General features: G+C 67.9%; 23 protein-coding genes. 12 read left to right on the top strand and 11 right to left on the bottom strand.

Annotated elements, in window-relative coordinates; all coding sequences use genetic code 11:
• The first annotated feature begins 8 nt into the window (after positions 1-8).
• From HWY30_RS08260 to cobC, 5 genes are all read left to right on the top strand, one after another.
• On the top strand, positions 9-1,073 hold the full coding sequence (locus HWY30_RS08260; RefSeq protein ID WP_090803424.1) for a FecCD family ABC transporter permease: 1,065 nt from the start codon (positions 9-11) through the stop codon (positions 1,071-1,073).
• Complete coding sequence (locus tag HWY30_RS41495) at positions 1,070-1,912, top strand: ABC transporter ATP-binding protein (RefSeq protein ID WP_090803425.1); 843 nt, start codon at positions 1,070-1,072, stop codon at positions 1,910-1,912. Before HWY30_RS08260 ends, HWY30_RS41495 begins: the two co-directional genes overlap by 4 nt.
• A 33-nt stretch (positions 1,913-1,945) precedes the next feature.
• Positions 1,946-3,007: a nicotinate-nucleotide--dimethylbenzimidazole phosphoribosyltransferase gene (cobT, locus tag HWY30_RS41490; protein ID WP_090803427.1), complete on the top strand. Its 1,062-nt coding sequence runs from the start codon at positions 1,946-1,948 to the stop codon at positions 3,005-3,007.
• Between the two features lie 73 nt (positions 3,008-3,080).
• Positions 3,081-3,857: an adenosylcobinamide-GDP ribazoletransferase gene (locus HWY30_RS08250; protein WP_090803429.1), complete on the top strand. Its 777-nt coding sequence runs from the start codon at positions 3,081-3,083 to the stop codon at positions 3,855-3,857.
• Positions 3,842-4,432, top strand: a complete 591-nt coding sequence (cobC, locus tag HWY30_RS08245; protein ID WP_090803430.1) for an alpha-ribazole phosphatase — start codon at positions 3,842-3,844, stop codon at positions 4,430-4,432. The genes HWY30_RS08250 and cobC overlap by 16 nt, the downstream gene beginning before the upstream one ends.
• A gap of 53 nt (positions 4,433-4,485) precedes the next feature.
• Here cobC and HWY30_RS08240 read toward each other — a convergent pair whose 3' ends face one another.
• From HWY30_RS08240 to cobU, 4 genes are read right to left on the bottom strand one after another with little or no spacing between them, the layout of a single operon-like run.
• A complete protein-coding gene (locus HWY30_RS08240; protein WP_090803432.1) occupies positions 4,486-5,436 on the bottom strand; it encodes a cobalamin-binding protein in 951 nt (316 codons plus the stop codon).
• Between the two features lie 54 nt (positions 5,437-5,490).
• Positions 5,491-6,567, bottom strand: coding sequence for a threonine-phosphate decarboxylase CobD (gene cobD / locus HWY30_RS08235; RefSeq protein ID WP_090803433.1), 1,077 nt, complete (start codon positions 6,565-6,567; stop codon positions 5,491-5,493).
• Positions 6,568-6,600: 33 nt separating this feature from the next.
• Complete coding sequence (gene cbiB / locus HWY30_RS08230; protein ID WP_090803435.1) at positions 6,601-7,542, bottom strand: adenosylcobinamide-phosphate synthase CbiB; 942 nt, start codon at positions 7,540-7,542, stop codon at positions 6,601-6,603.
• Positions 7,542-8,096: a bifunctional adenosylcobinamide kinase/adenosylcobinamide-phosphate guanylyltransferase gene (gene cobU, locus HWY30_RS08225; protein ID WP_090803436.1), complete on the bottom strand. Its 555-nt coding sequence runs from the start codon at positions 8,094-8,096 to the stop codon at positions 7,542-7,544. Before cobU ends, cbiB begins: the two co-directional genes overlap by 1 nt.
• 89 nt (positions 8,097-8,185) lie before the next feature.
• Between cobU and HWY30_RS08220 the strand changes: the two genes are divergently transcribed.
• Entirely contained in the window at positions 8,186-9,712 is a 1,527-nt protein-coding gene (locus HWY30_RS08220) for a cobyric acid synthase (protein WP_176078864.1), read from the top strand.
• Positions 9,713-9,769: 57 nt separating this feature from the next.
• Here HWY30_RS08220 and HWY30_RS08215 read toward each other — a convergent pair whose 3' ends face one another.
• Positions 9,770-10,189, bottom strand: a complete 420-nt coding sequence (locus HWY30_RS08215) for a PaaI family thioesterase (protein ID WP_090803438.1) — start codon at positions 10,187-10,189, stop codon at positions 9,770-9,772.
• Between the two features lie 244 nt (positions 10,190-10,433).
• Between HWY30_RS08215 and HWY30_RS08210 the strand changes: the two genes are divergently transcribed.
• Positions 10,434-11,072: a ParA family protein gene (locus HWY30_RS08210; RefSeq protein ID WP_090803440.1), complete on the top strand. Its 639-nt coding sequence runs from the start codon at positions 10,434-10,436 to the stop codon at positions 11,070-11,072.
• Positions 11,073-11,119: 47 nt separating this feature from the next.
• On the opposite strand, the gene panD is transcribed toward HWY30_RS08210, so the two are convergent.
• The 4 genes from panD to HWY30_RS08190 form a co-directional block, all read right to left on the bottom strand.
• On the bottom strand, positions 11,120-11,506 hold the full coding sequence (gene panD, locus HWY30_RS08205; protein ID WP_018431692.1) for an aspartate 1-decarboxylase: 387 nt from the start codon (positions 11,504-11,506) through the stop codon (positions 11,120-11,122).
• A 60-nt stretch (positions 11,507-11,566) separates the two neighbouring features.
• On the bottom strand, positions 11,567-12,400 hold the full coding sequence (gene panC, locus HWY30_RS08200) for a pantoate--beta-alanine ligase (protein ID WP_090805609.1): 834 nt from the start codon (positions 12,398-12,400) through the stop codon (positions 11,567-11,569).
• Between the two features lie 283 nt (positions 12,401-12,683).
• Entirely contained in the window at positions 12,684-13,607 is a 924-nt protein-coding gene (locus tag HWY30_RS08195) for a segregation and condensation protein A (RefSeq protein ID WP_244144827.1), read from the bottom strand.
• Between the two features lie 20 nt (positions 13,608-13,627).
• Positions 13,628-13,813 (bottom strand): DUF3460 family protein, encoded by a 186-nt coding sequence (locus HWY30_RS08190; protein WP_090803441.1) that lies wholly within the window; start codon positions 13,811-13,813, stop codon positions 13,628-13,630.
• Positions 13,814-14,080: 267 nt separating this feature from the next.
• On the opposite strand from HWY30_RS08190, the gene HWY30_RS08185 reads away from it, so the two are divergent.
• Positions 14,081-15,934 carry an autotransporter assembly complex protein TamA gene (locus HWY30_RS08185; protein ID WP_090803443.1) on the top strand — a complete coding sequence of 618 codons (1,854 nt, stop codon included), beginning with the start codon at positions 14,081-14,083 and terminating at the stop codon, positions 15,932-15,934.
• A gap of 45 nt (positions 15,935-15,979) precedes the next feature.
• Positions 15,980-20,317 (top strand): translocation/assembly module TamB domain-containing protein, encoded by a 4,338-nt coding sequence (locus tag HWY30_RS08180; RefSeq protein WP_090803444.1) that lies wholly within the window; start codon positions 15,980-15,982, stop codon positions 20,315-20,317.
• A gap of 97 nt (positions 20,318-20,414) precedes the next feature.
• Here the strand turns inward: HWY30_RS08180 and metG are convergent, their stop codons facing one another.
• Both metG and HWY30_RS08170 read right to left on the bottom strand, forming a co-directional pair.
• Positions 20,415-22,547 carry a methionine--tRNA ligase gene (gene metG, locus HWY30_RS08175; protein ID WP_090803446.1) on the bottom strand — a complete coding sequence of 711 codons (2,133 nt, stop codon included), beginning with the start codon at positions 22,545-22,547 and terminating at the stop codon, positions 20,415-20,417.
• Between the two features lie 406 nt (positions 22,548-22,953).
• Positions 22,954-23,607, bottom strand: a complete 654-nt coding sequence (locus HWY30_RS08170; protein ID WP_090803447.1) for a YiaD family glycine zipper/OmpA-like lipoprotein — start codon at positions 23,605-23,607, stop codon at positions 22,954-22,956.
• A gap of 340 nt (positions 23,608-23,947) precedes the next feature.
• Between HWY30_RS08170 and apbC the strand changes: the two genes are divergently transcribed.
• The 3 genes from apbC to dcd all read left to right on the top strand — a co-directional run bounded on the left by apbC (position 23,948) and on the right by dcd (position 26,478).
• The gene (apbC, locus tag HWY30_RS08165) at positions 23,948-25,036 is read left to right on the top strand and encodes an iron-sulfur cluster carrier protein ApbC (RefSeq protein WP_090803450.1); all 1,089 of its coding nucleotides are present in this window, start codon (positions 23,948-23,950) and stop codon (positions 25,034-25,036) included.
• 130 nt (positions 25,037-25,166) lie between these two features.
• Positions 25,167-25,703 (top strand): superoxide dismutase family protein, encoded by a 537-nt coding sequence (locus HWY30_RS08160; protein ID WP_090803451.1) that lies wholly within the window; start codon positions 25,167-25,169, stop codon positions 25,701-25,703.
• Between the two features lie 205 nt (positions 25,704-25,908).
• Positions 25,909-26,478: a dCTP deaminase gene (gene dcd / locus HWY30_RS08155; protein ID WP_008924193.1), complete on the top strand. Its 570-nt coding sequence runs from the start codon at positions 25,909-25,911 to the stop codon at positions 26,476-26,478.
• Positions 26,479-26,485: the final 7 nt, after the last annotated feature.

The raw sequence follows: 26,485 nt of genomic DNA, 5'->3' as shown, positions 1-26,485 counted from the left end.
GCACGCGGATGAGTCGCGCGTCCGCTTCGCTGCGTGCCGCGATGGCGACGCCGCGCCCGATGAACGCGAAACGCGCGGCCGCGATCTGGCTCGGCCTCGCGCTCGCCGCCGTGGCGGTGCTCGGCGCCTCGCTGGTGCTCGGCAGTGTGCCGCTCGCGCCGTCGCGCGTGCTTGCGGCGCTCGTGCCGACGCACACGTTCGGCGGCACGGGCAGCGACGATCTCGCCGGCGAAATCGTGCGTACGTTGCGTTTGCCGCGCGCGCTCGCGGGCTTCGCGTGCGGCGCGTTGCTCGCGCTCGCCGGCGCGCTGCTGCAGGTGCTGCTGCGCAATCCGCTGGCCGAGCCATACGTGCTCGGCGTGTCGGGCGGCGCGGCGACGTTCGCGCTCGTTGCGATGATTGCGGGCGGCGCATGGTGGCTCGTCGATGCGAGCGCATTCGCGGGTGCGTTCGTGTCGATCCTGCTGGTGCTCGGCCTCGCGCGTCGCGAGCTATGGCGCGGCGAGCCGCAGGACACGTCGCCCCGTTTGCTATTGACCGGCGCGGTGATCGCGGCCGGGTGGGGCGCGCTGATCACGCTGCTGCTCAATCTCGCGCCCGACAGCCGTCTGCGCGGCATGCTGTTCTGGCTCACCGGCGACCTCAACGGCGGCGCGCTGCCGTGGACCGCGCTGATGGCGCTCGTGCTCGTGTTGCTTGCGATCGTGCCGGCCGCGCCGCGTCTGAACGTGTTGCTGCGCGGCGACGCGGCCGCCCAGGCGTTGGGCGTCGCCGTGATGCCGCTGCGTTTGCGTGTGTACCTGGTCGCGTCGCTGGCGGCGGCCGCGGCGGTGACGACTGCGGGCACGATCGGCTTCGTCGGTCTCGTCGTGCCGCACATGCTGCGGCTCGCGTTCGGCAACGATCAGCGCATGCTGCTGCCGGCGGCCGCGCTCGGCGGCGGTGTCGCGGTGATGGGCGCGGATCTGATCGCGCGTACCGTGATCGCGCCCGCGCAATTGCCGGTCGGCGTGATCACGTCGCTGGTCGGCGTACCGGTGTTCCTGTGGATGCTGCTCAAACGCCGCCGATGATACGAGCCAAACCCAGCCCCACCTGTTCGATGCTGAGCACGCAGCGCCTGACGTTGCGCGCCGGCGCGCGCACCTTGCTCGACGCGTTCACGCACACGTTCCATGCGGGCGAAATCTGGTGCATCGCCGGGCCGAACGGCGCGGGCAAGACCACCTTGCTATCGACGCTGGCGGGGCTGTTGCATCCGGCGGCGGGCCATGTCGAACTCGATGGCGTGCGCGTGGCCGACTGGCAGCCGCTGCCGCTCGCACGGCGCCGCGCGCTGATGCCGCAAAGCGCGGCCGATGCGTTCAACGCAAGCGTGCTCGACATCGTGCTGCTGAACCGCTTCCCGCATCTGGGCGGCTGGGGCTGGGAGCGCGACGAGGATCGCGCGGCCGCGCGGGCGGCGCTCGAACGGCTCGGCCTTGCGGACTTTGCGGCGCGCGACGTGCTGTCGCTATCGGGCGGCGAGCGTCAGCGCGTTGCCCTCGCGGCGGTGCTGTGCCAGGACGCGCCGCTGTTGCTGCTCGACGAACCGTTGTCGCATCTCGACCTGCATCATCAGGTCGACTGTCTCGAAGCGCTCGCCGCATGGACGCGCGAACCGCGCCGTAGTGTGCTGTTCTCGTGCCACGACCTGAACCTCGCGCGCCGCTTCGCGACGCACGCGTTGCTGCTCGACGGCGCGGGCGGCGCGTATGCGGGCCCAGTGCGCGACGTGCTGACGCCCGCGTTGACGAGCCGCGCGTTCGGCTATCCACTGATTCTGATTCGCGACGGCGAGCACGAGGCGCTGATACCCGCGCCGCGCGCGCGTCACGAATCGCCTGCCGGCCATGACGCACAGTCAGGCTGATATTTATTCCTATCCCTTGTTTCGATCACACCTATGACTCGCATCCCACACCCAGCCGGTTTGCCCGAAGTCGCGCCGCTCGATCAGACGCTACGCGCCGAGCTGCAGCGGATCATCGATACGCGCACCAAACCGCCCGGCAGCCTCGGCCGCCTCGAAACGCTCGCGCGCCAGATGGGCCTGATCCAGCGTAGTACGCGTCCCACCGTGCAGCGTCCCGCGATGATCGTTTTCGCGGGCGACCACGGCATCGCCGCCGAAGGCGTGAGCCCGTATCCGCAAGCGGTGACCGCGCAGATGGTCGCGAACTTCATCGCGGGCGGCGCGGCGATCAACGCGCTCAGTCGCGTCGCGGGTCTCGAACTCGAAGTGGTCAACGCGGGCATCGCGACGCCGCTGCTGTCCACGGACCGACTCGTCGACATTCCGGTCGGGCCCGGCACGCGCAACTTCGCACACGAAGCCGCGATGACGCACGCCGAAGCGCTCGCCGCGATGCAGGCGGGCGCCGCGCGCGTGCGTCATCACGCGGCGCTCGGCACGAACGTGATCGGCTTCGGCGAGATGGGCATCGCGAACACGTCGGCGGCCGCGTGTCTGATGAGCCGCCTGTGCGGTGTGCCGATCGACGACTGCGTCGGCCGCGGCACGGGTCTCGACGATGCGGGACTCGCGAAGAAGCGCAACGTGCTCGCGGCGGCGCTCGCGCGCCATGCGGATGCACGCGCGCCGCTCGACGTGCTCGCGACCTTCGGCGGCTTCGAAATCGCGATGATGGCGGGCGCGTATCTGGCGGCCGCCGAGGCGCGCATGACCATCCTCGTCGATGGCTTCATCGCGACGTCCGCGCTGCTGGTCGCCGATGCGTTCTCGCCCGACGTACGCGAGTACTGCGTGTTCGCGCATGCGTCGAACGAGGCCGGGCATCGGCGCATGCTCGATCATTTCGGCGCGCAGCCGCTGCTGTCGCTCGACATGCGGCTCGGCGAAGGCACGGGCGCCGCGCTCGCGGTGCCGTTGCTGCGCGCGGCGGTGGCCTTCGTCAACGAGATGGCCAGCTTCGATTCGGCGGGCGTCGCCGATCGCGAACCGTGAAGCGCGTGAGCACGCGCTTCGCGATAACGCGAAGCTCGGCCCGCAGCGCCGTGAATCTGCACTCGCCACGTTCATGAACCCGCTCGCGGAACTGCGCTATTTCTTCACGGCGCTCGGTTACTTCACGCGCGTGCCCGTGCCCCGCTGGGTCGGTTTCGAGCCGCATTATCTGAACGCCGCGGCGCGCTATTTTCCGCTCGTCGGCGTGTTGGTCGGCGGCTTCAGCGCGCTCGTCTATCTGGCCGCGCTGCGCGCGTTTCCGGCGAGTGTCGCGGTGCTGCTGTCGATGGCCGCGTCGCTCGTGGTCACGGGCGCATTTCACGAGGACGGTCTCGCCGACTGCATCGATGCGTTCGGTGGCGCCTATACGCGCGACGATGCGCTGCGCATCATGCATGACTCGCGCATCGGTGTTTTCGGCGCCATCGCGCTCGTGATCGCTCTGGCGATCAAGTGGCAAACGCTCGCGGCATTGCCACCGCTGCGCGCCGCAAGCCTGATGCTTGCGGCGCATGGCGCGAGCCGCGCGTGCGCGATCAGTTACCTGGCCACGCTCGACTATGTGCGCGCGGCCGGCAAAGCCAAGCCGGTCGCGCAGCGTTTGAGCGGGCTGGCGCTGTTGTGCGCCGTGCTGTTCGGGCTGCCGTGGCTGCTGTGGCCGAACGGCCCCGGCATGCCCGACTGGCGTTTCGCCGCGCTCACGTGTGCTGTGCTGTTCGCGCTGCGCTTCGCGATGGGCCGTTATTTCGTCAGACGCATCGGCGGCTATACCGGCGACTGCCTCGGCTTCGCGCAGCAGATCTTCGAATTGAGCATCTACCTGGTGGGGCTTGCATGGATATCGTCCTGATTCGACATCCCGCTGTCGCGCTCGAGGCGGGGGTTTGTTACGGCCATAGCGATGTCGCGTTGGCGGAAAGCGCCGAGGTCACGTCCAATGCGTTGGCGGTGAAGCTCGCGAGCTTGCAGGTGCCGGCGCCGCGTGTGCTGATCACGAGTCCGCTTACGCGCTGCGCCGCCCTAGCGACCGAGATCGCGAACGACTTCGGCTGCGTGGTCAGCCACGACGAGCGCCTGAAGGAAATGGATTTCGGCGAGTGGGAAGCGCAGCGCTGGGATACGATCGATCGCGCGCTGCTCGACGACTGGGCCGCCAATTTCGAACATGCGCGCGCGCACGGCGGCGAGAGCGTCGCGCAATTCGTCGCGCGTGTGCGAGCGTGGTTCGATGCGTTCGCGCTGACGCGCGAGCTGTCGCCCGCATACGTGGTCACGCACGCGGGCGTGATGCGCGCGATCGCGTCGTGGGTGCTGGAGGTGCCGCTCGCGCATTGCCTGCAGTGGTCGCTAGATATGACGGGGATCGTCTGGTTGCGACGTAACGACGAGACGCTGCAGTGGTCGCTCGTGCGATGGAATGCGTGACCCGCGTGGTCATCCGGAAAACCGATCCTTTTTTCTCGCCACACGCGGCGCCGTCATGGCGCGGGCTGCTTGCTGCGCGAGCGCGCCAGTTCGAGGTCCTCGCACAGTTGCCGCGCGCCTTGCGCGATGCGCGGCGCGGGGCGATTGATCAGATCGCCGTCGATCGCAAACAGGTTGTTGTTCGCGACGGCCGCGAGGCCCGGCCATGCGCGCCATGTGTCGAGTTGCGGCAGCATCGTGTCGGGCCGCGTCGCGCCGGGCGCGGCGGTGACGATCGCCTGCGGATTCGCCGCGAGCACCGCTTCGATCGACACGGTCGGCACGAGCGGCTGCAGGTCCGCGAACACATTGCGGCCGCCGCATAGCGTGATCACGTCGCTGATCATGTGCTCGCCGTTGAGCGTCATCAGCGGCCGGTCCCATACCTGATAAAAGACGCTGACGGCCGGGCGGTTCGCATACCGCGCGCGCAGACGGGCGATGTCGTCGCGGAAGGCGGCCGCCGCCGCATCCGCGCTCGCCGATGTGCCGAGCAGCCGGCCGAGCTTGGTCAGCGACACGGCGATATCGTCGAGACGGCGCGGCTCGCTGAAAAAGAGCGGCACGTGTAGCTCGCGCAAGCGTTCGAGCTGGCGCTGCGCGTTGCCGTGCCGCCACACGACGATCAGGTCCGGTTTCAGCGCGACGATGCGTTCGAGGTCGAGCGCCTTGTTGTCGCCGACGCGCGGGAGTTGCTTCGCTTCGGGCGGATAGTCGCTGTACGACACGGCGCCGACCATCTTCGGGCCGCCGCCCGCGGCGTACAGCAATTCGGTCACGTGCGGGGCGAGGCTGATCACGCGCTGCGCGGGCGCGGCGAGCGTGACGGTCGCGCCGCTGTCGTCGGTGACGGTGATCGCGGCGTGCGCGCTCAGTGCGGTCAGCGCGAGCGCTGCGGCGCCGAACCAATGGATGAAGCCATGCGCGGGCGGGGCAAAGCGGATGGAAGGTGCAAAGCGGATCATCGGACGAGGGCGGATCACGAAGCGTTGAGCGGCTTGGGTGCGAAGGTCACTGCGCTAACTCGACCGCGCGGTATCGATCGAGTCAACCGCCTGTTGCAACTGTTGCTCGAAGCGGGTCCATTCGGCTTCGTCGCCCGGCAGCCCGAAGCGCACGCTGGCCGATGGCACCCGAAGCGATGGTGGAAAAAGACGCGTCCACACGCCGCGCCGCGCGAGCGCTTCATGCAACGCGGCGGCGCGCGCATCGTCGGTCCATGCGAAAAGCGGCGTGCCGCGTGTCGCGAAACCGTGCGCATGCAACAGCCCGGCAAGCCGCGCGCTGTCGCCGATGAGCCGCTCACGCATGCGCGTTTGCCACGCGGCATCGTCGAACGCGGCGCTCACCGCATGACGCGCGGGACCGCTGACGGTCCACGCCCCCAGCCTGTCGCGCAACGCGGCGAGCAATGCGGGCGCGCCGAGCACGAAGCCGGCGCGCACACCCGCGAGCCCGAAGAACTTGCCGGGCGAGCGCAACACGACGAGCCCGTCCCGGTGCGTATGCGCCGCCAGCGACGCGACCCGCGCGGCCGGCAGCGTATCGGCGAACGCTTCGTCGACGAGCAGCGTGCCGCCGCGTTCGCGCAACTGCGCGTGCCAGTGCAGCAGCCTGGCGGCATCGATATGCGTGGCGGTCGGATTGTCGGGGTTGACGATCGCGACGTGCGTGAGCGCGGCGGGCAGCGTGTCGCGATCCACCTCGAGCGGCGCGACCGCGTGTCCGGCGCGCGCGAACGCGGGCGCGTACTCGCCGTAGGTCAGCGGCGCGATGCCGACCGTCGCGGGCGACAGCAACGCGGGCAGCGCGCGAATCGCCGCCTGGCTGCCGGCGACGGGCAGCACGTGCGCGGCATCGGGCGCGCCGTAGTAGCGCGCGGCCCGCTCGGCGAAGCCGTCGCCTTCGTCGGGCAAACGGCGCCACGCGTCGGCGGGCAGCGGCGGCACCGGATAGCCGTGCGGATTGATGCCGGTCGACAGATCGAGCCACTGCGCGTACGCAATGCCGTAGCGCGCCGCCGCTTCGTGCAGGTTGCCGCCGTGCGCGATCGGGCCGCTTGCGGCGTGCTCGCGCGGTTGCGTCCAGTCGGTCATGCGCTCATCCCATCGCTACGCGCGTCGTTCCGCTCAGCCATGAAACGGCACGCTCAACAACGCCAGCACGATCAGCACGGCCAGCCAGAGAATCACCGTGCGTTCGACCAGCATCAACGCGGCGCCCACATGACGCGCCTCGGCGGGACGCCCGAAGCCCAGCGTCGGCCGGTGCTCGAGCGTGCCGTGATACACGGCCGGCCCGCCGATCAGCACGTTCAGGCTGCCGGCGCCGGCGGCCATCACCGGGCCCGCGTTCGGGCTGTCCCAGCGCGGCGCCTGCTCGCGCCAGCAGCGCCAGGCGATCAGCGTGTCGCCGAGCAGCGCGTAGCTCGTGGCAGTCAGGCGCGCGGGAATCCAGTTCAGCACGTCGTCGATGCGCGCGGCGGCCCAGCCGAAGCGCAGATAGCGCGGCGTGCGATAACCCCACATCGCATCGAGCGTATTGGCGAGGCGAAAGCCGAGCGCGCCAGGACCGCCCGCGAGCGCGAACCAGAACAGCGCGCCGAAGATCGCGTCGTTGCCGTTTTCGAGCGCCGATTCGATCGCGGCGCGCGCGAGCGCGGCCTCGTCCGACTGCGCGGTGTCGCGCGAGACGATCCGTGCGGTCAACTCACGTGCCGTGGCCAGATCGCGTTGGCCGAGCGCCCGCGCGATCGGCGCGATGTGATCGCGCAGGCTGCGCGCGCCGAGCGCGAACCACAGCAGCGCGACATGCAGCGCGCAGGCCGCGAACAACGGCAGCACGGCGACGAGCCACCACGCGATCAACACCGGCGGCAGAACCGCGAGCGCCCATGCGAGCAGGCCCCTGAGCCGCAGACGCCGGTCGTGATTGAAGCGCGCCTCGATACGCGCCGCCCAGTTGCCGAACCCGATCAGCGGATGCCGGCGGCTCGGCTCGCCGAACCAGCGATCGACGGCGACGCCCGCGACCGCGAGCGTCGCGACCAGCGGCATGGTCAGCGGCGGCATCACATGCCGCTCGCGCTTTTCAGCGCGAGCGGCAGTCCCGCGACCATCAGCGTGGCCGCGCTGCTCAACGCGGCGATGCGCTGATTCAAGCGCCCGAGTTCGTCGACGTAAAGACGCGTGGCTTCGCCGAGCGGCACGACGCCGAGGCCGATCTCGTTGCTGACGACGATGATCTTGCCGCGCGCGCCGGCGAGCGCCGCTTCGAACGCGGCGGCCTGCTCGTAGTAGTGCGACAGCGGCGGCGCCGCGCTGTCGGCGGGACATAGCAGGTTTGCGAGCCACAGCGTCAGGCAGTCGATCAGCAGACACCGGCCCGGCGCGTCGTGTTGCGCGAGCGCGCCGGCGAGGTCGTCGTCCGCTTCGACGAGCCCCCAATGCGCGGGCCGCCGCTCGCGATGATGCGCAATGCGCGCGTTGAATTCGGCGTCGTCGGTGACGCGGGCGGTGGCGATGTAGATGACGGGGAAGGCGCTGTCGCTGGCGAGCCGCTCGGCATGCGCGCTCTTGCCCGAGCGGGCGCCGCCGAGGACGAAGGTGAGGTCGCGGGGAGTCATCCTATGATTGTACCGGCGCGATGGGATAATGCCGCTCGATAGCATTGCAACGCCACTGTCCATCTTCCACCTGCACGGCCGTGACCCGAATGACCATTCCTCCCGACACCCTGCCCGTGCCGCGCGGCACGCTGATGATCCAGGGCACCACGTCCGACGCGGGCAAGAGCACGCTGGTTGCGGGACTGTGCCGCCTCGCGCGGCGCGCGGGTGCGCGGGTCGCGCCGTTCAAGCCGCAGAACATGGCGTTGAACAGCGCGGTGACCGTCGACGGCGGCGAGATCGGCCGCGCGCAGGCATTGCAGGCGCTCGCCGCGGGCATCGACGCGCACACCGATCTGAACCCGGTGCTGCTGAAGCCGACCAGCGATCGCGGCGCTCAGGTGATCATCCACGGCAAGGCGCGCATCAATCTCGACGCGCGCGCGTATCACGACTACAAGCCGGTCGCGTTCGAGGCGGTGCTGGAGTCGTATGCGCGGCTGCGCGCGTCGTACGACACGATTTTCGTCGAAGGCGCGGGCAGTCCGGCCGAGATCAATCTGCGCGAGCGCGACATCGCGAACATGGGTTTCGCGGAGGCGGTCGACTGCCCGGTCGTGCTGGTCGCCGACATCGATCGCGGTGGCGTGTTCGCGCACCTGACCGGCACGCTCGCATGTCTGTCCGACAGCGAGCAGGCGCGCGTGCGCGGCTTCATCATCAACCGCTTTCGCGGCGACATCGGTCTGCTGAAGCCCGGGCTCGACTGGCTGGAAGCGAAGACCGGCAAGCCGGTGCTCGGTGTCGTGCCGTATCTGCATGGCCTGACGCTCGACGCCGAGGACATGCTGCCGCCCGAGCTGCGCGCGGCGGCGAGCGTTGATTCGCGCCGTCTGCTGCGCGTGGTCGTGCCGGTGCTGCCGCACATCAGCAATCACACCGACTTCGACGCGTTGCGCGCGCATCCGCAGGTCGATTTTCACTATGTGCGCGCGGGTACGCCGCCGCCGGCCGCCGATCTGATCGTCCTGCCGGGCTCGAAGAACGTGCCGGACGACCTCGCGTTTCTGCGCGCACAGGGCTGGGGCGACGTGCTGGCGCGGCATCTGCGCTACGGCGGCCGCGTGATCGGCATTTGCGGCGGCATGCAGATGCTGGGCCGCGAGATCGCCGATCCGCATGGCGTCGAGGGCGCACCGGGCACCTTCGCGGGCTTCGGCTGGCTCGACTATGCGACGGTGCTCACGCGCGACAAGACGCTGAAGAATGTGACCGGGCGCCTGGCGCTGCCCGGCACGCCGGACGTCGCCGGCTACGAGATTCATATGGGCGAGACGCGCGGGCCGGCATTGGACACGCCGGCGCTGCGACTCGACCACGCGGGCCCGCGCGAGGGCGGCGCGGACTTCGGCCGTCCCGATGGCGCGATGTCCGCCGATGGCCAGATTCTCACGACCTACGTGCATGGCCTGTTCGACACGCCGGCCGCGTGCGCGGCGCTGCTCGCATGGGCGGGTTTGAGCGATGCCGAAGCGCTCGACTATCCGGCGTTGCGCGAGGCGTCGCTGGAGCGGCTGGCCGATACGCTGGCCGGGCACGTCGATATGCGCAGGCTGTTCGCGGCGCTGGGGTGACGCTTTGCGCCGGTCTTCTTCAGCGGATTGAACGCAATTGCTGCTCGCGCGGTTTGCTCAGTACAACACCATTTGTGTGCAACGAAACAGCGCGATGGTCTTACCATCCGGACCGGTGACCGTCGCGTCCCAGACCTGCGTGCTGCGCCCAAGGTGCACACCCTTGGCGACCGCGCGGATCGTGCCCTGCGTCGCGGTGCCGAGGAAGTTGCTCTTCAGCTCGATCGTCGTGAAGTTGCGCGAGTTTTCGGGCAGATGCGCGATGCACGCGTAGCCGCACGCGGTGTCGGCGAGGCCGATCACCGTGGCCGCGTGCAGGAAGCCGTTCGGCGCGAGCAGCGCCTCGCGCACGGTCAGTTCGGCGACCAGCGTGCCTTGGTCCACGGTCAGCACGCGCAGGCCCAGCAGGTCCGGCAGCGTGCCCTTCTGGCGCTCCAGCAGGCGTTCGACGGTGTATTCCGGGCGCAGTTTGCTCATGAGATTTCAGGTCCTTGTCGAAAAAAACGGCGGGTTGGAGCGGCCGATTCGCGATGCGGGGGCTTCGGCCGCGCTGAATTTGTCGATATTATCAACGCCTGGACCGGTGGGCGTCCCTGGAAACGGAACTTCGAACGGCAGCGATCGTGGAGCCCGCCGGCGCCGGTCACAGCGGATCGGCGGGGACGGAGCAATAGCGCGGCAAACCGGCTGGCGGTGTCCAGCCTTCTTTCCGGGAGATTTCATGTCGGTGATCGTGGTGGCGAATCCGAAGGGCGGCGTGGGCAAGAGCACGCTAGCGACCAATCTGGCCGGCTATTTCGCCGCGGCGGGCGAATGGGTCGCGCTGGCCGACCTCGACAAGCAGCACTCCGCGCATGCGTGGCTCGAATTACGGCCCGCCACGCTACCAAATATCGAAACCTGGGAGGTCAACCCCGACACGCCGGCCAAGCCGCCGAAAGGCCTCGAGCACGCGGTCGTCGACACGCCGGCCGGCCTGCACGGCAATCGCCTGAACATCGCGCTCGATCTCGCCGACAAGGTGATCGTGCCGTTGCAGCCGTCGCTGTTCGATATTCTCGCGACCCAGGAATTTCTCGAGCGGCTGGCGAAGGAAAAGGCGGTCAGGAAGGGCGCGATCGAGGTCGGCGTGGTCGGCATGCGCGTCGATGCGCGCACGCGCTCGGCCGAGCAGCTGCATCGCTTCGTCGAGGGATTGAAGCTGCCGGTGCTCGGTTTTCTGCGCGACACGCAGAACTACGTGCAGCTCGCGGCGCACGGCCTGACGCTGTGGGACGTCGCGAAAAGCCGTGTGGAGAAGGATCTGGAGCAGTGGCAGCCGATCGTCGAGTGGACGAACGGCGCGGGGAAGAAGGGCTGAGGCGGGGGGGCTGCCCGCCATCAGTCAAGCGTCAAGCTGAGCTTCGCTCAGCTCCAGGCCTGCGTGGGCACGTGGTCGCGGCTGCCCTTGATCTTGTTGTTTTCATCGACGAACACGAGGTCCGGCTTCCAGCCCGCCTTCAACTCCGCCTCGTCGACCACCGCGAACGCCGCGATGATGACCAGATCGCCGAGCTGCGCGCGACGCGCGGCCGAGCCGTTCAGCGAAATCATGCCGCTGCCGCGCTCGCCCTTGATCGCGTAGGTCGAGAAGCGCTCGCCGTTGTTGATGTTCCAGATGTCGATACGCTCGTTTTCGACGATATTCGCCGCTTCGAGCAGATCTTCGTCGATCGCGCACGAGCCCTCGTAGTGGAGCTCGCAGTGCGTGACCGCGACGCGGTGAATCTTCGACTTCAGCATATTGCGTTGCATGATCAATCCAATCCTGTGTGACTGCGCAGTGTAACTGTGTTCGCGCGGGCGGTTGCGGCGTCAGATTTCGAGGTTGTCGATGAGCCGGGTCGCGCCGAGCTTCGCGGCGGCCAGCACCACGAGCGGTGCGTTGGCGTCCTGCGCGCCGGGCGCGATCAGGTTCGAGCGCTTGCGGATCGCGATGTAATCGGGATTCCAGCCGCGCGTCGCGAGCGTCGCTTTGGCCGACTCTTCGAGTTTCGCGAAGTCGCGCTCGCCCGCGAGCACCGCGTCGCGCACCCGATTGAGTTCGGCGGCCAGCATCGGCGCCTCGCCGCGTTCGGCGGCTGAAAGGAACCGGTTGCGCGAGCTGAGCGCGAGGCCGTCGGCGTCGCGCACGGTTTCGGCGGCGACGATGTCGGTCGGCAGCGCGAACTGGTGGCACATCTGGCGCACGATCATCAGTTGCTGGTAATCCTTCTTGCCGAACACCGCGACGCGCGGCTGCACGCACGACATCAGCTTCATCACGACCGTGCACACACCGTGGAAGAAGCCGGGGCGAAATTCGCCCTCGAGGATGTCGCCGAGATCGTGCGGCGGATGCACGCGGTATTCCTGCGGCTCCGGATACATGTCCCTTTCGGTCGGCGCGAACAGCACGTAGACCCCTTCCTTTTGCAGCTTCTCGATGTCGGCTTCGAGCGTGCGCGGATATTTGTCGAAATCCTCGTTCGGGCCGAACTGCAGGCGGTTGACGAAGATGCTCGCCACGACCGGGTCGCCGTGCTGGCGCGCGAGGCGCATCAGCGACAGATGGCCCTCGTGCAGGTTGCCCATCGTCGGCACGAAGGCCGTGCGATTCTGGCCGCGCAACTGGTCGCGCAATTCATGGATCGAGCTGATGACTTTCATGATCGGACAGGGATAGGCTCGCGCGGCGCGCGATCCGGTTGGCGCGACGCCTGGCGGAATCGCGCGGCTCATCGCCTCACCGGCAAATGACGGGTTCGGAGCGCGGATTGTAGTGGATTTGGGCAGCGGACGCACCGAAACGCGGCGGCACTTCCGAGTGGCGCGCGACGAGCTTGCCGCGCACTCCCCGCTGAGGCCCGCCAGGCTTCGCTGCGACGGTGTTCGTAGCGAGATTTCCACGGTCCGGCCGCGGTCCGGCCGTCAAGCGGCCGTCATTCAGCGCTCAGGCCGGTAGATACGCCAGTCGCACGTAAATCGGCGCGAACGGCTCCGCCTGGGTGATTTCGACGAGCGATTCACGGCACAGCTCGAGCATGGCGATGAAATTCACGATGACGACCGGCACGCCGCGGCTCGTGTCGAACAGATCGGAAAACTCGATGAAGCGCGCATTTTGCAACTGCCGCAGGATCAGGCTCATGTGCTCGCGCACCGACAACTCCTCGCGCGAAATCTTGTGATGCTGGACCAGCTTCGCGCGCTTGATCACGTCGGCCCACGCGGCGCGCAGGTCGTCGCTGTTCACGTCCGGGAAGCGCGGGGCGACACTCTGCTCGATGTAGACCTCGGCGCGCAGGAAATCGCGCCCAAGCTGCGGCAACTGGTCGATGCGTTGCGCGGCGAGCTTCATCTGCTCGTATTCGAGCAGGCGGCGCACCAGTTCGGCGCGCGGGTCTTCGGCTTCCTCGCCGGTGTCGGCCTTCTTGACCGGCAGCAGCATGCGCGACTTGATTTCGATCAGCATCGCGGCCATCAGCAGATACTCGGACGCGAGTTCGAGATTGGTCTTGCGCAGTTGCTCGACGTAGCCGAGATATTGCACGGTGACATCCGCCATCGGGATGTCGAGCACGTTGAAGTTCTGCTTGCGGATCAGGTACAGCAGCAGGTCGAGCGGCCCCTCGAAGGTCTCGAGGAATACCTCGAGCGCGTCCGGAGGGATGTACAGGTCGTTCGGCAGCTTGAACAGCGGCTCGCCGTACAGACGCGCGAACGCGACGCCGTCGACCGTGTCGGGCGTCGAATCGGTGGCGGGCGTGGAAAGCGCGGTGTCGGACGGTGCCGGCGCTGGGCCGTGAACCGGGCCGTGTATTGGACCGTGTATCGGGCCGTGAAGCGGACCATGCACCTCGTCAGCGTGACTCATCGTCGGCGTGACTGGGGAGCTTAGAAGTTCTGGTAGTACGAGTAAGGCGTCTGCTCCACGCGCGAAGTTTTCTGCTCGGCGCGCTCTTCCAGATCGATCGGCTGTTTGTCCCACAGCAGTGCGCGGCCTTTGCGTTGCTCGGCCTCCAGATTGGGCTTCTGTTGCTTGAGCTGGTTCAGGAACTGGGTGATGTCCGATTGATACATGGCTCGACGTCCGTGGTGGGTAGGGTGGCGGCTCTCGGGCTGGCCGCTGCGCGGTGCCGCGGGGAGGGCGCCGTCGTCCGCGATTTTACCGCATGCGTCGCGGGCGGTCGAAAATCGCCGCGGGCCGCCCATTTTTGAGATGAAGCGCGGAGCTCCGCCAGGGGTACGAGACAGGCCGATCGGGGTCGCGTTGTGGTCAAATAGCATGCCTCGATCGCATGCGCGGCCGGGGCGCGAGAATTCACTCATTGAGGCCGGAGGTCCTGTTTGGCGGGAGGTACGATCGACATGCCGCGTGCGTTGCGCGGCGAGACCGGCCAAGCGCGCGGGCGCGCGCGTGAGCGCGAGGCGCTCGCGCGGTGCTGGCTGCGTGCGTCGCTCGCCATCGGCCTCGGCCTCCTGATGTTGCTGCTCGCCGCGGGCAAGGCTCACGCGGCGAGCAAGGCACCGAGCTACAAGGTCGAGGTGGTCGCCGAGCCGCGCGCGCTGCGCCGGCTGCTCGAACAGCACCTCGATATCTCGCGTTTCGCGAAGCGGCCCGACGTCACCGACGACCAGTTCTCGTTCCTGATCACCGCGACGCCACAGCAGGTGCGCGATCTCGCCGCGACGCAGGGCTATTTCTCGCCGCTCGTCAGCACCGACGTGCGCACCGTCGACAACCTGCGGCAGGTCACCGTGCGCGTGGAGCCGGGCCCGCAGACCAAAGTCACGTCGGTCGATCTGTCGTTTCGCGGCGCCGTGCTGACCGAAGACCCATCGCGCGAAAACGCGACGCGCTTCGCGTTCTCGCTGCACGAGGGCCAGCCGTTCTCGCAGGGCGCCTGGGACGACGCGAAGAACGCGTCGCTGCACGAGCTGCAATCGCGCCGCTACCTCGCCGCGAAGATCTACCACTCGGAGGCGCTGATCGATCCGCGCACGCACACGGCGAAGCTGTCGGTGATCTACGACAGCGGGCCGACCTTCACGATGGGCCAACTCGACGTGCAGGGCATGAAGCGCTATCCGGAGCGCATCGTCCACAACGTCAATCCGATCTCGCCGGGCGACATCTACGACACGCGCACTGTCGCCGAACTGCAGCGGCAACTGCAGAACACGCCGTACTTCGCGAGCGTCGCGATCGACCTCGACGACAACCCCGCCAAGCCGCTCGACACGCCGGTGCACGTGAAGGTGTCGGAGTTTCCGTATAACAGCTTCCGCGGCGGCGTCGGCTATTCGACCGACAACGGCCCGCTCGTGCAGGGCGGCTACACGTATCTGAACACGTTCGGCGCGGCGTGGCCGTTCACCGTCGAGGGCCGCGCCGACAACACGCAGCAATACGGGCAGATCCAGCTGTCGATGCCGCCGGGCCAGCACGGGTGGACCAATAGCGCGCTCGCGTCGTACACGACCACCGACGTCTCCGACACGCGCATCTACAGCATCCGCGGCGGCGTGCAGCGCTCGCGCACGTCGCAGTTCCTCGACTACAGCTATTCGCTGCTGTTCTACGACGATCAGCTCGACCAGAACGCGGCGCCGCCGAGCCGCGCGCACGCGCTGGTGCCGGGGTGGTCGTGGACGCGGCGCGACACCGACGACCCGCTGTTCCCGCGCCGCGGCAACCTGATCCACGTCGAGGCGGGCTTCGCGGTGAAAGGTCTGCTCGCCGACCAGTCGTTCATCCGCGGCTACGCGCGCGGCCAGCAGTATTTTCCGATCGGCGTCGACGACATCGTGCTGATCCGCGCCGAGCTCGGCGGCGTATTCACGAGCGGCAGCTCGAGCGGCATTCCGGCGTCGCTGCTGTTCCGCGCGGGCGGCTCGAACTCGGTGCGCGGCTACGGCTTCCAGAGCATCGGTAACAACGTCGCCGGCTCGATCCTGCCGACCAAGTACCTGCTGACGAGCGCGGCCGAATACCAGCACTGGTTCTCGCACAACTGGGGCGCGGCCGTATTCTTCGACATCGGCACCGCGACCGACACCTGGGGCGAAAAAGTTTTCTATCCGGGCGCCGGCGTCGGCGCGCGCTGGCGCAGCCCGGTCGGCCCGGTCAATCTCGATGTCGCTTACGGGATCCGCGATAACCGGGTGCGGCCGTATATCACGCTCGGCATCGCGTTCTGACGTTTTGACGATAACCCACTACCTTATTTGCCACCGTATTCACGCATGACCACCGACGTCACCGCCCCGCCCCCCGCGCAGCCGCCCGGCGCCATGCCGCCAGGACCGCCGGATGGGCGGCAGCCGCCCGACACGCCGCCGCCGAAGCGGCGCTGGGGCCGGCTGCTGCTGAAGTCGGTCGCGGGCACGGTGGTCATGCTGGTACTGCTCGCCGCACTCGCGGTCGGTCTGCTGTACGGGGCGCTGACGACCGAGCGCGGCACCGCGTACGCGTGGCACGCGGCTGTGAAGCTGCTCGGCGGCCGGCTCGCCGGCACGCTCGACGGCGGCACGCTCGCGCGCGGCGTGCAACTTCGCGACGTGCGCTGGCGCAGCCTCGACGGCAGCGGCACCGACATCGAGATCGACCGCATCGCGGGCAGCTGGGCGCTCGCGCGCGAGCCGTGGCGGTTCACGATCGACTACCTGCACGTCGGCACGATCGAGGCGCGCGTCGGCCCGTCGTCGTCGAGCACCAGCGAGCCGCTGAGCTTGCCGCAGGATCTGCAGCTACCGATGCAGCTGGAGATCCGCGACGTGCGGGTCGAGCGGCTGCTGCTGCACCAGGGCGCGTCGACGACGGAGCTGTCCAGCTTCGCGTTTCATGGGCGCAGCGACGGGCGTCATCACGAGGCCGTGATCGATCGGCTCGATACGCCGTTCGGGGCGCTGACGGCAGCGGCGAAACTCGATGGCGTGCGGCCGTTTCCGCTCACCGGCGAAGTCGGTTATGCGGGCAAGGTCAACGATGAAGCGGTGCAGGTGGCCGGCCATGTGAGCGGCACGCTCGAGCAGCTCGTCGCCGAGCTCGATGCGAGCGGCATGAAGCTTGCCGGCCACGCGCGGGTCGAAGCGGCGCCGTTCGCCGCGGTGCCGTTGCAGCGCGCGACGCTGAGCTTCGATCATGTGAATCCGCAGGCTTTCGCGCCGGGTGCGCCGCTGGCCGATCTGGCGGTGCGCGCGGAGCTGCAGCCGGTCGAGCAGGGCGCGGCGACCGCCCCTGGCACAGCCAGCGCGGCGAAACCGTCGGCCGCGAGCCATCCGCACCACATCTTCGGCGACCACCACGCGCCGGCCCAACCGGCGGCGGGTTTCGCCGTCGCCGGCCATGTCTCGATCGTCAACGCGAAACCCGGCGCAATCGACCAGAAACTGCTGCCGCTGATCGATGCGAACGCCGACGTGCGCCTCGACGCCCACACGCAGAGCATCTCGAACCTGAACGTGCGGCTCGTGCGCAACGCGACGCTCACCGGCGGCGGTGCGCTGAGCGGCCGGCACGGCCGGCTCGATCTGAGCGTCGCGCGGCTCGACCTGAACGCGCTGCAGGCGACCCTGCGGCCGACGCAGCTGTCCGGCCCGATCGGCATCCGCCTGAACGACGACATCCAGACCCTGACGCTCGATCTCGCCGACCCCGCCGCCGCGCTGCGCGCCCAGGGCAAGATTACGTTCGACCCCGCACGCATCAGCTTCAACGACGTGCGTGTCACGTCGGGCCGTGGCCGCATCGATCTATCGGGCGCGCTGAAGCACGATGAGAACTCGACCTACAACCTGAAGGCGCAACTGACCGATTTCGATCCGCTGTCGCTGACCTCGCAGATGCCCGCCCGCACGCCTGTCACGACATCCGGCGCGTCCGCCGCGAGCGGCGCGCAACGCGAGCGGCAAGCGCAAGCCGCGGCGCTCGTGGGCAGCACCGCCGGCGCGAAGAGCGCGGCGTCCGGCGATCAGGCCGCCGCCATCGCGAAGAACACAGCGCAGGCCGCGGTGCAGACCGAAGTGCTCGAGCGCGGGACGCCACCGCCCGCGCATGGCGCGGGCCATGCGCCACGCGCGGCCGCCCATGCAGGTCCGCCAGCGCGCAGGATCGAGGCGCGCGTGAACGCCACGGTCACGGCAGCAGGTGTGCTCGCGCCGGTCTTCACGACGCGCGCCGAATTCACGCTCGGTCCGAGCGTCTACAACGACCTGCCGCTCACGGGCGGCGGCATGATCCAGCTGGCCGGCTCGCGAATCCTGCCGAGCCACGCGAATCTTTCGGTGGCGGGCAACCGGGTGAATCTGCAAGGCAGCTTCGGCGCGGCCGGCGACCGGCTGCGCTTCGGCATCGACGCGCCGCAGCTCGATCGGCTCGGCTTCGGCCTCGCGGGCGCGGTCGCCGCGGACGGCGACGTTACCGGCTCGTTCGCGCATCCGAACGTCACGCTGAATTACAAGGCCGACAGCGTCGTGTTCGCGAGCAACCGCATCGGCCATGCGGAAGGCCACGCCGAGTTGCGCGACGGCGCGAACGGCGCGCTCGCGTTCACGACCGACGCGCGCAACGTCAACGCGGGCGGCGTCGACCTCGCCACGCTGACCGCCCGCCTGTCCGGCACACGCGCGAACCACACGCTCGAAGCCGCCGCGACCGGCAAGCTGCAGGACCGACCGCTCGATCTGACGCTCGCCGCCAACGGCAAGCTGACCGACACGCGCGACGGCTCGCGCTGGGACGGCACCGTCACGCGTCTGCAAAATCGCGGCACGCCGGCGCTCAATCTCGAATCGCCGCTCGCGCTCAGCGCCGGGCCGGGGCACCTCACGCTTGGCGCAACGCGCCTGACGATCGAAGGCTCGGTGCTGACCCTGAAGTCATTCGCGTTCGATCACGGCCGCATCCAGTCGGCCGGCAGCCTGACCGATGTGTCGCTCGCGCACTTGCAGGAGCTGCGTCACCAGATCACCGGCGAGCCGCCCGCCGTGCACACCGACCTCGTGTTCGACGGCGACTGGGACTTCTCGCTCGGCGCGACGGCGAGCGGCCACATCGAGCTGCGCCGGCGCAGCGGCGACGTGACGGTCGAGATCGGCCGCGGGCTCTCGTCGATGGGCATTGGCGACATCCGAGCGCGCGCCGAATTCACCGGCGGCAACCGGCTCAATGCGACCGTGCATGCGCAGGCGAGCCGCGTCGGCGTGATCGATGCCGACGCGCACACGCCGCTCGTGCTGCGCGACGGCATGTTGAGCGTCGATCCGCAAAGCGCGCTGTCGGGCAACGTGAACGCGAACGTGCCGTCGCTGCGCACGACGGGCGGCCTGCTCGGCCCCAGCTATCTGCTCGACGGCCATCTCGCGCTGAAGCTCGCGCTCGGCGGCACGGTCGCGAAACCGAACGTGACCGGCTCGCTGACCGGCGACGGTCTGTCCGCGACGGTCGTGAGCCAGGGCGTGCAACTGAAGGACGGGGTCGTGCGCATCGCGCTGTCGCAGAACATGGTGGACTTCCAGCAGGTCGAGTTCCACGGCGCGAGCGGCACGCTGCGCGCGACTGGGCGCGTGCGTCTCGACAGCCCGGAGCCCGACATGACCGCGAGCATCGTCGCCGACAAGCTCGATGTGTTCGCGTCGCCGGACCGCCATCTGTCGCTGTCGGGCAGTGCGAACATCTCGAACGGCGGCGTGGAGCGCGGCCCTGTGATCGACGGCAAGTTCGTGGTCGACAGCGCGCGGTTCGATCTGCCCGAGCAGGCCGCGCCGAGCCTCGGCGACGACGTCGTGATCATCCGCCCGGACGGCACGCGCTCGGGCGGCCGGCCGCGTCCGAGCGAAGGCGGCCAGCCGCCGGAGAGCCCGTTCGCGCCACGCGCGAACATCGAGATCGGCCTCGGCAACGACTTCCGCTTCCGTGGGAAGGGCGCCGATCTCGGCCTCGCCGGCACGATCACCGCGACGAGCGCGCCGAATACGCCGCTGCGCGCGATCGGCAACGTGCGCGTCACGCCGGGTTCGACCTACACCGCATTCGGCCGCAAGCTCGCGATCGAGAACGGCTTCTTCACGTTCAACGGGCCAGTCACGAATCCGGGCATCAACATTCTCGCGATGCGCCGCAACCAGCAGGTCGAGGCCGGCGTACAGGTAACGGGCACGCTGCAGGCGCCGGTCGCGCGGCTCGTGTCGGAGCCAAGCGTGTCGGACAACGAAAAACTGTCGTGGCTGCTGTTCGGCCACGGCACCGACCAGGGCAATAACCTCGGCCAGCAGAGCACGATGACGACCGCGCTCGCGCTGCTCGGCAGCGCGACGGGTCAGCGGATCGCGCAGACCGTCGGGCTCGACGAGTTTTCGATCGGCCGCAGCGACGTCGGCCTGACCGATCCGCAGGTCGTGATGGTGTCGAAGGCGATCAACGAGCGGCTCGTGATCGGCTACGAGCAGGGGTTGCAGTCGGCGAGCAATGCGATCAAGGCGACGATCAATCTGACGCGATACTGGTCGCTGGTCGTGTATGGCGGCACGTTCTATGGCGCCGACGTGCTGTACACGCGGCGCTTCGACCGGATCTCGTGGTGACGCGGGCAACATAAAAAAACGGCACGCCTGGAAGCGTGCCGTTTTCGTCATACCTGCCTGCGGCGAGGTGGGGCGAGGCGCCCGAAGGCGCCGCGCGTTACTTCACGCGCATGCCGGGCTTCGCGCCGCTATGCGGCTCGAGCACGTAGAGGCCCGGGTCGGCCTTCTCGTCCGCCGCCGATGCCGCCAGCACCATGCCCTCGGACATGCCGAACTTCATCTTGCGCGGCGCCAGGTTCGCGACCATCACGGTCAGCTTGCCGATCAGCTGCTCCGGCTGATACGCGGACTTGATGCCCGAGAACACGTTGCGGGTCTTCTCTTCGCCGACGTCGAGCGTCAGTTGCAGCAGCTTGTCCGAGCCTTCCACCGCCTTGCAGTCGACGATCTTCGCGATGCGCAGATCGACCTTCGCGAAGTCGTCGATCGTGATGATGCCGGCCTCTTCTTCCTTCGCGGCGACGGCCTTGGCGTGGGCCTTCGCCTTGGCCTTCGCGTCGGCCGGCGCCGCTTCCGGCGTGGCCTGCAGCGAGTCGCGATTGGCCGCGAGCAGCGCCTCGATCTGCTTCGGATCGACGCGCGTCATCAGATGCTTGTACGCGTTGATCGGGCGCGCCGAGCTGAGCGGCACGGTGGCGTCGGCCCACACGAGCGGCTCGATGCCGAGGAAAGCCTCGACCGCTTCGGCGAGCTTCGGTAGCACCGGCTTCAGGGCCAGCGACAGCAGACGGAACGCCTCGATGCTGACGCTGCAGGTCTCGTGCAGCGCGACCGCGTTGGCCGGGTCTTTCGCCTGATCCCAGGGCTTGGCGGTATCGACGTAGGCGTTGACCGAGTCGGCGAGCTCCATGGTCTGACGCAGCGCGCGGCTGTACTCGCGCGCCTCGTAGTGCGCGGCGATCTGCGGCAGCGCCGCGCGCAGCGTGCCGAGCAGCGGATGATGCATCGCGCTGTCCTGCACGCGGCCGTCGAAGCGCTTGATCAGGAAGCCGGCCGCGCGGCTCGCGATGTTCACGTATTTGCCGACCAGATCGCTGTTCACGCGCGCCTGGAAGTCGTCGAGATTCAGGTCGAGGTCTTCCATCGTGCTGTTCAGCTTGGCCGCGAAGTAGTAGCGCAGCCATTCCGGATTCAGGCCGGTGTCGATCACGCTTTGCGCGGTGATGAAGGTGCCGCGCGACTTCGACATCTTCGCGCCGTCGACGGTCAAAAAGCCGTGCGCGAACACGTTGGTCGGCGTGCGATGGCCCGAGAACTCGAGCATCGCGGGCCAGAACAGCGTGTGGAAATACAGGATGTCCTTGCCGATGAAGTGGTACTGCTCGGCCGTCGAGCCCTTGCGGACCCACGCGTCGAAGTCGAGGCCGCGTTTTTCGGCGAGGTTCCTGAAGCTCGCGTAGTAGCCGACCGGCGCGTCGAGCCACACGTAGAAATACTTACCGGGCGCGCCCGGAATCTCGAAGCCGAAGTACGGCGCGTCGCGCGAGATGTCCCAGTCGGCGAGCTTGGCTTCGCCGGCGTCGCCGAGCCATTCGCGCATCTTGTTGGTCGCTTCCGGCTGCGCGAGGCCGCCGACCCAGGCGCGCAGGAAGTTCTCGCAGCGCGGATCGGACAGGCGGAAGAAGTAGTGCGTCGAGGTCTTGCGAATCGGCGTCGCGCCCGAGACGACCGAGTACGGATTGACGAGCTCGGTGGGCTGGTAGGTCGAGCCGCAGACCTCGCAGCTGTCGCCGTATTGGTCTTTGGCGCCGCATTTGGGGCACTCGCCCTTGATGAAGCGGTCCGGCAGGAACATTTCCTTGACCGGGTCGTACGCCTGTTCGATCTCGCGCGCGTCGATCAGCCCCGCTTCCTTCAGCGCGAGGTAGACGTTTTCGCTGAGCACGCGGTTTTCGTCGGAGTCCGTCGAGTAGTAGTTGTCGAACGAAATGCCGAAGCTGTCGAAGTCGCGCTTGTGTTCGAGCCAGACGCGATCGATCAGCTGTTTCGGCGTCAGACCTTCCTTTTCCGCGCGCAGCATCACCGGCGTGCCGTGCGTGTCGTCTGCGCCGACGTAGTAGACCTCGTGGCCGTGCATTCGCAGCGCCCGGACCCAGATGTCCGTCTGGATATATTCGACCAGATGGCCGATATGAATCTGCCCGTTCGCATAAGGCAGGGCCGACGTGACGAGAATCTGACGGCGGCCGGGCGGCGCGCCTGCTGGGAGGTCGGTGGCGGGTGCTGACATAAGGATCGGGGGTGCCTGCGGTGGGACGAAACGGTGATTTTAGCAGGGCGCACGCCGCACGCGGACCGGGCGCGGCGGGCTGGACGCGCGGAACAGAGGGGGATGGGGGCGGGCGCTGCGGTGGGGGACCGCCAGGAACGATGCCTGGCGAAGCGGGGTGCAAAACCGCGCGGGCAAAAAAAACCGGGGTCGATAAACCCCGGAGCAACAACGACAAGAGGAGAATGGTGACGTGATGGCTTCGCCAGCCACGTACCGTAAAGACAGACCGCAGATTTTCCGCAGAGTTCGAAATTTTTTCGATCCGTCGACAAACCGGTCCGGCGGCTCGTCCCGCCCGCAAGCCAGGCGCGTGCGGCTGAAACGCCCGGTCGGCCCGGCAGCGCCTTCTCCTTGAGACTTGCCCTTATTGGGTCGCGTGCTGCGCCGTGGCGCGCAGATAGATCTCGACGCGACGGTTGGCCGCGCGGCCGGCTTCGGTGTTGTTGTCGGCGATCGGCTGGTTCGGGCCCATGCCGGTGGCCGACAGGCGCTGCGGCGCGATGCCGCGTTGCGCCAGATAGCCGGTCACGCTCTGTGCGCGATTGACCGACAGCGTCTGGTTGTATTGCAGCGAGCCGGTGCTGTCCGTATGGCCGACGACCGACGCGACGACTTCCGGATTCTGCTGCAGCGTCTGTGCGAGCTGGTCGAGCACCGGTGCGAACGACGGCTTGATCGCGTAGCTGCTGGTGTCGAACGTGACCGAACTCGGGATGTTCAGCTTGAGCGAGCCGTCAGGTTGCTCGGTGATCTGCGTGCCGGTGCCCTTGGTCGCGCCCGACATGCGGTTGCGGATGTTGTCCCAGTTGTAGCCGGTGATGCCGCCCACCGCGGCGCCGGTGGCCGCGCCGATCGCCGCGCCCTTGCCGCCGCCGAAGATCGCGCCGATCGCCGCGCCGGCACCAGCGCCCACGCCGGTGCCGACTGCTGTGTTGGTGCCCTGTTGGGTTGCGCAGCCTGCCACCAGCGAGCCGGCCACGGCGAATACGGCCACGCGAGTCATGATTCTTGCATTCATTTTGGTTTCCTTTCGAGTGCGAATGAGCTAGCGGGTAGCGGTCAGTCTATGCAGCGAACATTACGGCAATGCACCGACCACTCAGAAAGTTCGGGAACGATTCCTGCGCCTTGCTTCGCGCGGTCCTACAGCGAAGAAGGGTCTTAGGGCACCGTGTGCCGTCAGACACTACAATAGTGCCTGAAACACACAGTGATGCGACCCTACGGCGTCCCGCGTGCCCCGAAGGGTGCCCGGCACGTTCGATTTTCGCAATGCCGCATAACAATTTCTTGCAAATTCCGCCGCGTGGCCGATCGGTCCATCTCGCCGCGCCGCACCTCTTCCCCACGGAGTATCAATGAGTATCGATCGGGCTTTGGTCGACGCCGCCGTCGCGGCCGTCACTGACCCCAACACGGGCGCGCCGTACGCGGCCGCGAAGAGCATCCGCAACGTGGTTGTGGAGGGCGACGCGGTCAACCTTCAGGTGACGCTCGGCTACCCGGCGAAAAGCCAGTTCGACGCGATCCGCCAGCGCTTCGCCGACGCGTTGCGCGCGGTGCCGGGCGTCGCGAACGTGCGCGTCGAGGTTTCGCAACAGATTGCCGCACACACCGTGCAGCGCGGCGTGAAACTGCTGCCCGGCGTGAAGAACATCGTCGCGGTTGCCTCGGGCAAGGGCGGCGTCGGCAAGAGCACGACCGCCGTGAATCTCGCGCTCGCGCTCGCGAGCGAGGGCGCGGCGGTCGGCATTCTCGACGCCGACATCTACGGCCCGTCGCTGCCCACCATGCTCGGCATCGAGGGTCGTCCCGAATCGCCCGACGACAAATCGATGAACCCGATGACCGGCCACGGCGTGCAGGCCAGCTCGATAGGTTTCCTGATCGAGGCGGACAACCCGATGGTGTGGCGCGGCCCGATGGCGACCTCGGCGCTCGAACAGCTGCTGCGCCAGACCAACTGGCACGAACTCGACTATCTGATCGTCGACATGCCGCCGGGCACCGGCGACATCCAGCTGACGCTCGCGCAGCGCGTGCCGGTTACGGGCGCCGTGATCGTCACGACGCCGCAGGACATCGCGCTGCTCGACGCGAAGAAGGGCCTCAAGATGTTCGAGAAGGTCGGCATCCCGATTCTCGGCATCGTCGAGAACATGGGCCTGCACATCTGTTCGAATTGCGGGCACGAGGAGCACATCTTCGGCGCCGGCGGCGGCGAGCGCATGGGCAAGGAGTATGGCGTCGAGGTGCTCGGCAGCCTGCCGCTCGACATCACGATCCGCGAGCAGGCCGACTCGGGCCGTCCCACGGTCGTCGCGGACCCGAACGGGCGCATTGCGGAGCTCTATCGCTCGATCGCGCGCAAGGTCGCGGTGCATATCGCCGAACGCGCGCGCGACATGAGCTCGAAGTTTCCGAACATCGTCGTACAGAACACCTGAGCGGCCGTTCGGGCGAGGGATTAGGGGTGATCTCGATCCCTATTTTCACGAACTCTCGCGGTATCATGTCGACTTCACGAGTTCGGCTCGGCGGCCGCAGGGGCAGCCGCCAGGCCGACAAGAGGATCGCATGGGAAAACGAATCGACGGGCACGCGGTACATGCGTTCATCGTCCTGACTGCCGGCTGTGTGCTGTTGAGCGGCTGTGGCGTATTCCTGAGACCACAGGAAAAGCGCGCCGACGCGCAACTGCTGCCCACCGTGGGCAATCAGGCGCACGGTCTCGTGACCTTTATCGAGCGCTCGGACGGCGTCCAGGTCACCTACAATCTCACGGGCTTGCCGCCCAATAGCGACCACGCGCTGCAGGTGCACGAGCGCGGCGACTGCAACGCCGCCGACGGCTCCAGCGCCGGTCCGGTGTTTTCGCCGGCGGCCGAACGGCTCAAGGCCGGCGCGCGCGTCGAGGGCGATCTCGGCAACATCCATGCGGACGCGAACGGCGTGGCCACCGGCTTCATCGTCGCGCCGGACGTGTCGCTCGACGGCATCCGCTCGGTGCTGCAGCGCGCGGTACTGCTCCACCGCGATGCGACCGATCCCTACGCTTACCCTCAGCATGGCGCAGGCGCGGCGATCGCCTGCGGCGTGATTCGCCAGCAGTGAAGCGCGAGCGCGCTTTCGCCGCGCCCGCCCCGCAACGGCGTCGTGCCAGTCGGCGGACCCCCTTCATCGGGCGCGCCTCGCGCCATCTGCGGCAGCGTCTCCGTGATCGCGTAAAATAAGCGGCCTTTGCCGGCTGGGCGCCGCCGCCGGCCGTTTTCATCTATCTTTCGTCACACCTGATATTCACGTCGAGCAGCTCTCACCTATGACCATCAAATCTGACAAGTGGATCCGGCGCATGGCCGAGTCGCACAAGATGATCGAGCCGTTTGCGCCCGATCAGGTTCGCGTCTCCGAAGACGGCCGGAAGATTGTCAGCTACGGCACCTCGAGCTACGGCTACGACATCCGCTGCGCCGACGAATTCAAGATCTTCACCAACATCAACTCGACGATCGTCGATCCGAAGAACTTCGACGAGAAGTCGTTTGTCGATTTCAAGGGCGACGTCTGCATCATCCCGCCGAACTCGTTCGCGCTCGCGCGCACGGTCGAGTATTTCCGTATTCCGCGCAGCGTGCTGACCGTGTGCCTCGGCAAATCGACCTACGCGCGCTGCGGGATCATCGTCAACGTGACGCCGTTCGAGCCGGAATGGGAAGGCCACGTCACGCTCGAATTCTCGAATACGACACCTTTGCCTGCGAAAATTTACGCGAACGAAGGCGTCGCCCAGGTGCTGTTTTTCGAAAGCGACGAGATTTGTGAAACGTCGTACGCGGATCGCGGCGGCAAGTATCAAGGTCAGCACGGCGTCACATTGCCGAAAACGTGACGCCGGC

The sequence above is a fragment of the Paraburkholderia tuberum STM678 genome (assembly GCF_902833905.1).
Classification (GTDB): domain Bacteria; phylum Pseudomonadota; class Gammaproteobacteria; order Burkholderiales; family Burkholderiaceae; genus Paraburkholderia; species Paraburkholderia tuberum.
The sequence above is the reverse complement of the archived record's forward strand: the minus strand, read 5'-3'. Positions and strand labels throughout refer to the sequence as shown.